The organism is Burkholderia sp. HAN2018 (assembly GCF_024704855.1).
In the GTDB taxonomy this organism is placed as follows: domain Bacteria; phylum Pseudomonadota; class Gammaproteobacteria; order Burkholderiales; family Burkholderiaceae; genus Burkholderia; species Burkholderia cepacia.
In genome coordinates this window covers 1-9612 of sequence record NZ_QOBB01000254.1, presented here as the reverse complement: position 1 = coordinate 9612, position 9612 = coordinate 1, and the positions used below count along the sequence as shown (strand labels likewise).

Below are 9612 nucleotides of genomic sequence, written 5' to 3'. Positions count from 1 at the left end.
CGGCTTGCACCGGCCACGGGGCCGCACCGCGCAGCGGGTCGCCCCGACGGGCAATCGGGGCGGCCCGCAAGCGCCCCCGCGCACGGAATCCCGCCCTCCCCGGTTTGAAACGGCAGCCGCCGCCCGCGCGCGACACGCCGCGCACCGATCGCGCCCACAAAACAGGGCCACACCGCCCGGCCCCGTGCCGCGCGGCTTCCGTAGAAACCCTGTCCTCAGAGGGAACCCTCTACGCTGCCCCCTCGCCTAGCGCGTGGCGATTGCGTAGGCTGTTGGCCTGACCGATATCTACAACGGGCCATACGCCCGGCCTCAAGGCTTGCAGGGGAAAGAAGGAGACACGCCCATGCGATTCGACGTCGAATTGCTTCTGCTCGCGCTGGCGCCCGTCTTCCTGCTCTGCATCGCGTGGGAGGCCTGGCACCTCGCCCGCACCCGTGCGCAGGACTCTGTCTATGCGTGGCGCGACACGCTGTGCAACGCGGCGCTCGCGCTGATGCACCAGGGCGCCGACAAGATCGCGTGGCTGTTCGTGATCCCCGTCTACGCGTATTGCTACCGGCACTACCGCCTGTTCACGTGGCACGACGGCTGGCTGTCGTTCGCGGTGCTGTTTGTCGCGCAGGATTTCCTCTACTACGTGTTCCATCGTGCGAGCCATCGCGTGCGCTGGCTGTGGGCCGCGCACGTCGTGCATCACTCGTCCGAGCGGATGAATTTCTCGACCGCGTTCCGCCAGAGCCTGATGTATCCCGTCGCGGGCATGTGGGTGTTCTGGCTGCCGCTCGCGTTCGCCGGCTTTCCGCCGCAGCAGGTCGTCGGCATCGTGCTGATCAACCTCGCGTTCCAGTTCTTTGTGCACACGCAGGCGATCGGCAAGCTCGGCTGGCTCGAATACGTGCTGAACACGCCGTCGATCCACCGTGCGCACCATGCGCGCAATCCGCGCTACATCGACCGCAATTACGCAGGCGTCCTTGTGATCTGGGATCGCCTGTTCGGGAGTTATGTCGAGGAAACGCCCGACGATCCGCCGAGGTACGGGATCGTCGAGCGGCTCGGCTCGAACAACCCGCTCGTCGCGACGTTCCACGAGTGGATATCGATGGCCGGCGACGCATTGCGCGTCGACGGATGGCGCAACAAGCTGCGCGCGATTTTCGGCCCGCCCGAATGGGCGAGCGCTTATCATGCGCAGATTGCCGAGGCCGCGAACCCCGATCCGCGCACCGTGCCGCCGGCGGCTGCGCGTAACCAATAAACCGTTTCAGCCAACGGCCGCCGCGCGGCCCGGAACCGAGCAGGCACGCGGCAGATGAGAAACACATCAGGCCATATCTACGAGGAGATCGAACGATGCAGACACAACAACACGCACCTTCCCGCACCCGGCAGCGCATGCTGCGCACCGCGCAGGTCGCGATCGCCGGCGCCGCGCTCGCGCTGCTCGCCGCATGCGGCGGCGGTGACGACAACAACAACAACAGCGCGTCGAACACGCCGCCGTCGGGCGTGAAGATGCAGGTCGTGTCGTTCGGCGACAGCCTGTCCGACGCGGGCACCTACTCGCAGATCAAGCTCGGCTTCGGCGGCGGCCGCTTCACGACCAACCCGGGCCAGGTATGGACGCAGAACGTCGCGCAGTACTACGGCGACACGCTGCAGCCCGCGAACCAGGGCGGGTTCGGCATTCCGCTGCAGGCCACCGGCGGTCTCGGCTACGCACAGGGCGGCTCGCGCGTGACGCTGCAGCCGGGCATCGGTCACGCGGACGCGAGCGTGCCGAACGCCGACTACGCGCAGGCCACCACGACGCCGATCGCCGACCAGGTCAAGCAGTACCTGTCGCAGCACGGCAGCTTCAACGCCGGCCAGATCGTGCTGGTCAACGGCGGCGCGAACGACATCTTCTACCAGGCACAGGTCGCGCAGGCGCAAGGCAACACGCCGGCCGCGCAACTCGCGGCGGCGCAGGCGATCGGCCTGGCCGCGCAGCAGCTCGGCGGCATCGTCCAGCAGATCGTCGCGGCAGGCGCGACGCACGTGTACGTGTCGAACGTGCCGGACATCGGCGGCACGCCGCTCGCGCTGCAGGGCGGCGCGCCGACGCAGGCCGCGTTCACGCAACTGTCGGGGCTGTTCAACAAGACGCTCGCCGGCACGCTGGCCGCGCTGAAGGTTGACACGACGAAGGTCGCACTGCTCGACACGTTCACGTGGCAGGACGGCATCGCGGCGAACTACAAGGCGAACGGCTTCAGCGTGTCGAACACCGACACCGCCTGCAACCTGAAGGCGATGGTCCAGGCCGCCACGCAGTACGGCGTCGCGAACGCGACCGCATTCGGCTCGTCGCTGTTCTGCTCGCCGCAGACCTACACGGTCGCGAACGCGGACCAGACCTACATGTTCGCCGACACGGTCCACCCGACGACGCACCTGCACGCGCTGTTCGCGCAGTTCGTCGAACAGCAGATCGCGAAGTCGGGCGTCGGCAAGTAAGCCGCCGGCCACGCGCCCAAACAAAAACGCCCGACCGGTTCGCCGGTCGGGCGTTTTTTCATTCCTGAATCAACCGTCGAACGTGTCAGTCGCGCGCTTCGAACGCGGCCGCCGCACGGCCGAGACGATCGTTGACCGCGATCCATTCGACGGTCTCGGGCAGTTTCTCGACGAGGATGCGTGCGACCTGCGCGCGGTCGAGCGCGCGCAACATCCCGTACAGGTCGCGTGCATACGCCTGCGGATCTTCCGGCGCCGCGACGAAATGCACGCCGTCGGCCTGCGCCCAGCGTCCCGCGCGCGACGCACGGGCGACGAGCGCGACACGCTCGCCGTCGGCTTGCGCGGCCGCGAGCAGCGGCTCGAGCGCGTCGAACGGCAGCAGCGCGAGCGGCGTGCGCGGTGCGTAATGCGCCTTCAGCGTGCCCGATGCGCGCGGCGCGGTCGCGTCGCTGCCGTCCGGCAGCTTCGGCGCGCGGCCGAGCACGTCGGCGATCTGCTGCGGCGTCACGTGGCCCGGGCGCAGCAGCGCCGGGAAACCGCGCGACAGGTCGAGAATCGTCGATTCGATGCCGACTTCGGACGCGCCGCCGTCGAGCACGTGCACGGTGTCGCCGAATTCGTCGCGTACGTGCTGCGCGGTGGTCGGGCTCACATGGCCGAACCGGTTCGCGGACGGCGCGGCCACGCCGCCATGCCCGCCGCGCCGCGCGCTGAACGCAGCCAGCAGCGCCTGCGCGACCGGATGCGACGGGCAGCGCAGCCCGACCGAATCCTGACCGCCGCTCACGGCGTCCGGAATGCGCGCATGACGCTTCAGGATCAGCGTCAGCGGGCCCGGCCAGAATGCATCGATCAACGCCTGCGCATCGGCCGGCAGATCGTCGGCCCAGTAACCGGGATCACCGCCCGGCGGCAGGTGCACGATCACCGGATGATTCGCCGGCCGCCCCTTCGCCGCGTAGATGCGCGCGACGGCCTCGGGATTCGCCGCGTCGGCGCCGAGCCCGTAGACGGTTTCGGTCGGAAAGGCGACGAGCTGGCCCGCGTCGAGCAACGCGGCGGCCGCGTCGATCTGCGCGGCCGTCACGGTGTTCGGGAGATCGATGGACATCGGCCGGCGCCTCAGTCGAGCGGCACGCGCAGCAGCTGCGCGCACGCGGTGGCCGCGGCAACGGCTTCGTCGCGCGTTTCGGCCGTGAAGTTCACGTGGCCCATCTTGCGGCCGACGCGCGCGTCCTCCTTGCCGTACAGATGCAGGTGCGCGGCCGGCATCGCGGCGACCGTGTCCCACGGCGGCGTGACGGCATCGGCCGTCGCGCCGGCCGGAAACCACACGTCGCCGAGGATGTTCAGCATCGCGGCCGGCGAATGCTGGCGCGGGTTGCCGAGCGGCATGCGCGTCATCGCGCGCACCTGCTGCTCGAACTGGCTCGTTGCGCACGCATCGACCGTGTAGTGGCCGGAGTTGTGCGGGCGCGGCGCCATCTCGTTCGCGACGAACGAACCGTCTTCCAGCACGAAGAATTCAACGCACAGCACGCCGACGTAGCCGAGCGTATCGGCAATCCGCACGGCGGCCTGCTGCGCCTCTTCGACGCGCGCGGCATCGGCGGCCGGCGCGGGCACGACCGTCAGCGCGAGGATGCCGTTGTGATGCACGTTCTGCGCGAGCGGGAACGCGGCCGAGCGGCCGTCCGCGCCGCGCGCGATCAGCGCCGACACTTCGTATTTCAGCGGCAGGCGCTTCTCGAGCACGCACGGCACGCCGTTCAGCGCCGCATGCGCGTCGCGCGCTTCCTGCGCGGTACTCACGCGCACCTGGCCCTTGCCGTCGTAGCCGAGGCGCGCCGTCTTCAGGATGCCCGGCAGCACCGCGTCGAGCGCGGCATCGTCGAGCGCGGCGAGTGCCGCCGACGATTCGATCACGACGTGCGGCGCGACGGGCACGCCCGACGCCTCGATGAAGCGCTTCTCCGCGATCCGGTCCTGTGCGACCGCGACGCAGCGGCCGGCCGGCGCGACGAACGTCGTGCGCGCGAGGAAATCGAGGCTTGCGGCCGGCACGTTCTCGAACTCCGTCGACACCGCGTCGCACAGGTCGGCCAGTTCCGCGAGCGCGGCTTCGTCGTCATATGCAGCGCGCAGGTGGCGGTCGGCGACCGCGCCGGCGGGGCTCGTCGGATCGGGATCGAGCACGGCGACACGATAGCCCATCGACTGGGCGGCAAAGCAGAACATGCGGCCGAGCTGGCCACCGCCGACCATGCCCAGCCACGCGCCGGGCAGGATCGGGGAAACGGAATCAGGAGTTGCGGTCATGTCAGTGGTCGGTCGCGGCGGAACGCGAAAATGCCCGCCGCAGTGGGAAAATCCGGCGCCGGCCGCGTCGTGCGGCCGCGCGCCATGCCGTCATTCCAGCGGCGGCAGCACCATCGCGTGCGCGGCTTCGTTCTGGCGCACGCGGAACGCGGCGAGCCGGTTCGCGTAGTCGGTCGACGTGCCGGACAGGATCGACACCGCGAACAGCGCGGCATTCGCGGCGCCGGCCTCGCCGATCGCGAACGTCGCGACGGGCACGCCCTTCGGCATCTGCACGATCGAGTGCAGCGAATCGACACCCTTCAGGTACTTGCTCGCGACCGGCACGCCGAGCACCGGCACCGTGGTCTTCGCGGCCAGCATGCCGGGCAGGTGCGCTGCGCCGCCGGCGCCCGCGATGATCGCGCGCAGCCCGCGCTCGCGCGCCTTCTCCGCATAGTCGAACATCTCGTCGGGCATCCGGTGCGCGGACACGACCTTCGCTTCGTACGGCACGCCGAATTCCTGCAGGATGGCGACCGCGTGCTTCATCACGTCCCAGTCGGAACTCGAACCCATCAGCACGCCGACGAGCGGCGCGCTGTGCGTGTGGGCAGTCTGGATTTCGCTCATGTCGTATGTACCTCGATCAGGCGAGCGCCTGGCCGGTGATGCGCTCGAGCGCTTCCTGGTACTTCGCGGCCGTCTTCTCGACGACGTCGGCCGGCAGCGCCGGCGCCGGCGCCGTCTTGCCCCACGGCTGCGCCTCGAGCCAGTCGCGCACGAACTGCTTGTCGAACGACGGCGGGTTGGTGCCGACTTCGTACTGGTCGGCCGGCCAGAAGCGCGACGAATCGGCGGTCAGCACTTCGTCCATCAGGTACAGCTTGCCGTGGTTGTCGAGGCCGAATTCGAACTTCGTGTCGGCGATGATGATGCCGCGCGTCGCCGCGTAGTCGGCCGCTTCCTTGTACAGCTTGATCGAGATGTCGCGAATGGTGGCGGCCAGCTCGGTGCCGATGCGGCGCTCGGTTTCCTCGAACGTGATGTTCTCGTCGTGCTCGCCCATCTCGGCCTTCGCGGCCGGCGTGAAGATCGGCTCGGGCAGCTTCTGCGCGTTCTGCAGGCCTTCCGGCAGCTGCACGCCGCACACGGCGCCCGACGCCTGGTATTCCTTCCAGCCGCTGCCGGCCAGGTAGCCGCGCACGACCGCTTCGATCATGATCGGCTCGAGGCGCTTGACGACCACGCCGCGGCCCTTCACCTGCTCGACCTCGTCGGCCGCGACGACCGCTTCCGGCGCGTCGCCCGTCAGGTGGTTCGGCACGATGTGCGCGAGCTTGTCGAACCAGAAGTTCGCCATCTGGTTCAGCACGCGGCCCTTGTTCGGAATCGGCTCGCCCATCACCACGTCGAATGCCGACAGGCGGTCGGTCGTGACGATCAGGAGCTTGTCGTTGCCGACCGCGTAGTTGTCGCGGACCTTGCCGCGACCGAGGAGCGGCAGCGAGCGGAGCGTGGATTCGTAAAGGGTAGACATCGTCTTTTCGCAGATAAGGAGCCAAACAAAAAGGGAAACGCCGTTCCCCGCGGCAGGCGGGAACGGCGGTCTTGCAATACGTCGGCGAACCGGCGGGCGACGGCGCCCGGCGGTTGCCGGCCGGCCCTTGTTCGGCCGGACGGAGCGGCTACCGGGGCCGGATCGGATCCGGCAACCGGGCGGCCAGCCCTTGCCCGGCGGCAGTACCGGGCGGGGGCAATCGTACTACAGTCTCAGCGCACGACCTGCGCGAGCGCGCCGGACTTGTACTGCTCGGCGATCTTGTCGAGCGACAGCGGCTTGATCTTGCCGGCCTGGCCTTCGCAGCCGAACGCGAGGTAGCGGTCGACGCAGACCTGCTTCGCCGCTTCGCGCGCGGGCTTCAGGTAGTCGCGCGGATCGAACTTGCCCGGGTTCTCGAACAGGTAGCGGCGGATCGCGCCGGTGATCGCGAGACGCAGGTCGGTGTCGATGTTGATCTTGCGCACGCCGTGCTTGATGCCTTCCTGGATTTCCTCGACCGGCACGCCGTAGGTTTCCTTCATGTCGCCGCCGAATTCGCGGATCTCGGCCAGCAGTTCCTGCGGCACCGACGACGAACCGTGCATCACGAGGTGGGTGTTCGGAATGCGCGCGTGGATTTCCTTGATGCGCTGGATCGACAGGATGTCGCCCGTCGGCTTCTTCGAGAACTTGTACGCGCCGTGCGACGTGCCGATCGCGATCGCGAGCGCATCGCACTGCGTGAGCTTCACGAAGTCGGCGGCCTGCTCCGGATCGGTCAGCAACTGCTCGCGGGTCATCGTGCCTTCCGCGCCGTGGCCGTCTTCCTTGTCGCCCTTCATCGTCTCGAGCGAGCCGAGCACGCCGAGTTCGGCTTCGACCGTCACGCCGATCGAGTGCGCCATCTCGACGACCTTGCGCGACACGTCGACGTTGTACTCGTACGACGCGACCGTCTTGCCGTCGGCTTCCAGCGAACCGTCCATCATCACGCTGGTGAAGCCGCTGCGGATCGCGGCCGTGCAGACTGCCGGCGACTGGCCGTGATCCTGGTGCATCACGACCGGGATGTGCGGGTACGATTCGACCGCCGCTTCGATCAGGTGGCGCAGGAACGGCTCGCCCGCATACTTACGCGCGCCGGCCGATGCCTGCATGATCACGGGCGCGCCGACCTGGTCCGCCGCCGCCATGATCGCCTGGACCTGCTCCAGGTTGTTCACGTTGAAGGCCGGCAGGCCGTAACCGTGCTCTGCCGCGTGGTCCAGCAATTGACGCATTGATACGAGAGGCATTGTGGAACTCCTTGGAATGAAAACCGGTGCGCCCTGACGCCGGCGCGGCGCTCGCTCCCGTTCGAACCGGGGTGGCGCGGCGCGGCTGAGCGTCGAATAGCCGCATTTTATCGCGAAGCGCCTCCGATTCCGACCGCCCGGTGGCGCCGACTCGCAATTTGTTACGTTCGCACGGCACAATGCGGGCAAAAAAGAGAAAAAAAGCCGCGTGGGGCTTCGGACCCCACGCGGCTTTCGCGTATAAAACGGTGCCGGATCGATTTTTCAGCCGATCCGGCCGGCCGGCGCACTGGCCGGCGCGGTGCTCAGTCGGTGCTCAATAGTGCTCGCCGACCCGCACGATCTTCAGCGTGTTGGTGCCGCCCGCCTGCCCCATCGGCTCGCCGACGGTCAGCACGACCATGTCGCCGTGCTGCACGTAGCCTTGCTTGACGACGATCTCGAGCGCCGCCTGCAGCGCCGAGTCGCGGTCGCTGTTGAAGTCGACGTGCAGCGGCGTCACGTTGCGGTACAGCGCCATCGTGCGCTCGCTGCCGACGCGCGGCGTCAGCGCGAAGATCGGCACGTGCGTGTAGTGACGCGACATCCACAACGCGGTCGCGCCCGATTCGGTCAGCGCGATGATCGCCTTCGCGCCGAGGTGGTACGCGGTGAACAGCGCGCCCATCGCGATCGACTGGTCGATCCGCGTGAACGTGCGGTCGAGGAAATCCTTGTCGAGCTCGACCTCTTCGGACTTCTCCGCCTCGACGCACACAGCCGCCATCGTCTCGATCGTGACGACCGGGTACTTGCCGGCAGCCGTCTCGGCCGACAGCATCACCGCATCGGTGCCGTCGAGCACCGCGTTCGCGACGTCCGACACTTCCGCGCGGGTCGGCACGGGCGCGTGGATCATCGACTCCATCATCTGCGTCGCGGTGATCACGAGCTTGTTCGACTCGCGCGCCATCCGGATCATGCGCTTCTGCAGCGCCGGCACGGCCGCGTTGCCCACTTCCACCGCGAGGTCGCCGCGCGCGACCATGATGCCGTCGGACGCGTCGAGAATGCTCTGCAGCGCCGGAATCGCTTCCGCGCGCTCGATCTTCGCGATCATCTTCGGCTTGATGCCGTACGGCGCGCCCGCGATGTTCGCGAGCTGGCGCGCCATTTCCATGTCGGTCGCGTTCTTCGGGAACGACACCGCCACCAGGTCCGCGCCAAGCGACATCGCGGTGCGGATGTCTTCCATGTCCTTCGCGGTCAGCGCGGGAGCCGACAGGCCGCCGCCCTGGCGATTGATGCCCTTGTTGTTCGACAGCTCGCCGCCCACCTTGACGATCGTGTGGATCTCGTCGCCGAGCACGCGCTCGACGGTCAGCACGATCAGGCCGTCGTTCAGCAGCAGCAGGTCGCCCGGCTTCAGGTCGCGCGGCAGTTCCTTGTAGTCGAGCCCGACGCGCTCGTCGTTGCCGAGCTCGCAACCGGCATCGAGGATGAAGGGCTGCCCCGGCGTCAGCGTCGTCTTGCCGTTCTCGAACTTGCCGACGCGGATCTTCGGGCCCTGGAGGTCGGCCATGATCGCGATCTCGCGGCAGACCTTGCGGGCAGCCTCGCGCACCATCTCGGCGCGCTGGCGGTGATCGTCGGCCGTGCCGTGCGAAAAATTGAGCCGCACGACGTCGAGGCCCGCCTGCATCATCTGCAGCAGAATCTCCGGCGAACTGGAAGCCGGGCCGATCGTGGCGACTATCTTGGTGGCGCGCTGCATGAAACTCCTCATCTGGATCAAGGTGGATGCGCTGGGTGAAACGCTGCGAGAGCCGGAAGCGGCGGGCCCAGCGGCGGCCGCTCCGGGGAGCGTGCCGGTGCTTGCGCCCGGCATCGCTTTGTTCTGAATCTCGTGGTGCTGCTCGGCCGCGTCGCCAGCGGCCGCCGGTGCGCGCGGGGCGGTGTTCGCCCGCGCGGGCGCGCGTTTGCGCTTGCCCG

The 9612-nt window shown here is 68.4% G+C and carries 9 protein-coding genes; 3 read left to right on the top strand and 6 right to left on the bottom strand.

Going from position 1 to position 9612, the window contains the following annotated elements; translation table 11 throughout:
• Positions 1-346 precede the first annotated feature (346 nt).
• A complete protein-coding gene (locus DPV74_RS35420) occupies positions 347-1261 on the top strand; it encodes a sterol desaturase family protein (protein ID WP_027789231.1) in 915 nt (304 codons plus the stop codon).
• A gap of 95 nt (positions 1262-1356) precedes the next feature.
• Positions 1357-2502, top strand: a complete 1146-nt coding sequence (locus DPV74_RS35415; protein WP_060313417.1) for an SGNH/GDSL hydrolase family protein — start codon at positions 1357-1359, stop codon at positions 2500-2502.
• An 85-nt stretch (positions 2503-2587) separates the two neighbouring features.
• Here DPV74_RS35415 and DPV74_RS35410 read toward each other — a convergent pair whose 3' ends face one another.
• From DPV74_RS35410 to pyk, 6 genes are all read right to left on the bottom strand, one after another.
• A complete protein-coding gene (locus tag DPV74_RS35410; RefSeq protein WP_027789229.1) occupies positions 2588-3616 on the bottom strand; it encodes an L-threonylcarbamoyladenylate synthase in 1029 nt (342 codons plus the stop codon).
• Positions 3617-3627: 11 nt separating this feature from the next.
• The gene (locus DPV74_RS35405; protein WP_060083073.1) at positions 3628-4824 is read right to left on the bottom strand and encodes a 5-(carboxyamino)imidazole ribonucleotide synthase; all 1197 of its coding nucleotides are present in this window, start codon (positions 4822-4824) and stop codon (positions 3628-3630) included.
• A 90-nt stretch (positions 4825-4914) separates the two neighbouring features.
• Complete coding sequence (purE, locus tag DPV74_RS35400) at positions 4915-5436, bottom strand: 5-(carboxyamino)imidazole ribonucleotide mutase (protein ID WP_021164114.1); 522 nt, start codon at positions 5434-5436, stop codon at positions 4915-4917.
• A 16-nt stretch (positions 5437-5452) separates the two neighbouring features.
• The gene (locus tag DPV74_RS35395) at positions 5453-6343 is read right to left on the bottom strand and encodes a phosphoribosylaminoimidazolesuccinocarboxamide synthase (RefSeq protein ID WP_021164115.1); all 891 of its coding nucleotides are present in this window, start codon (positions 6341-6343) and stop codon (positions 5453-5455) included.
• Positions 6344-6576: 233 nt separating this feature from the next.
• The gene (gene fba / locus DPV74_RS35390; protein ID WP_027789227.1) at positions 6577-7641 is read right to left on the bottom strand and encodes a class II fructose-bisphosphate aldolase; all 1065 of its coding nucleotides are present in this window, start codon (positions 7639-7641) and stop codon (positions 6577-6579) included.
• A 316-nt stretch (positions 7642-7957) separates the two neighbouring features.
• Positions 7958-9394, bottom strand: coding sequence for a pyruvate kinase (gene pyk / locus DPV74_RS35385; RefSeq protein ID WP_119338884.1), 1437 nt, complete (start codon positions 9392-9394; stop codon positions 7958-7960).
• Between pyk and DPV74_RS35380 the strand changes: the two genes are divergently transcribed.
• Positions 9393-9521: a hypothetical protein gene (locus DPV74_RS35380; RefSeq protein ID WP_023476234.1), complete on the top strand. Its 129-nt coding sequence runs from the start codon at positions 9393-9395 to the stop codon at positions 9519-9521. The genes pyk and DPV74_RS35380 overlap by 2 nt on opposite strands.
• The last annotated feature ends 91 nt before the right edge of the window (positions 9522-9612 follow it).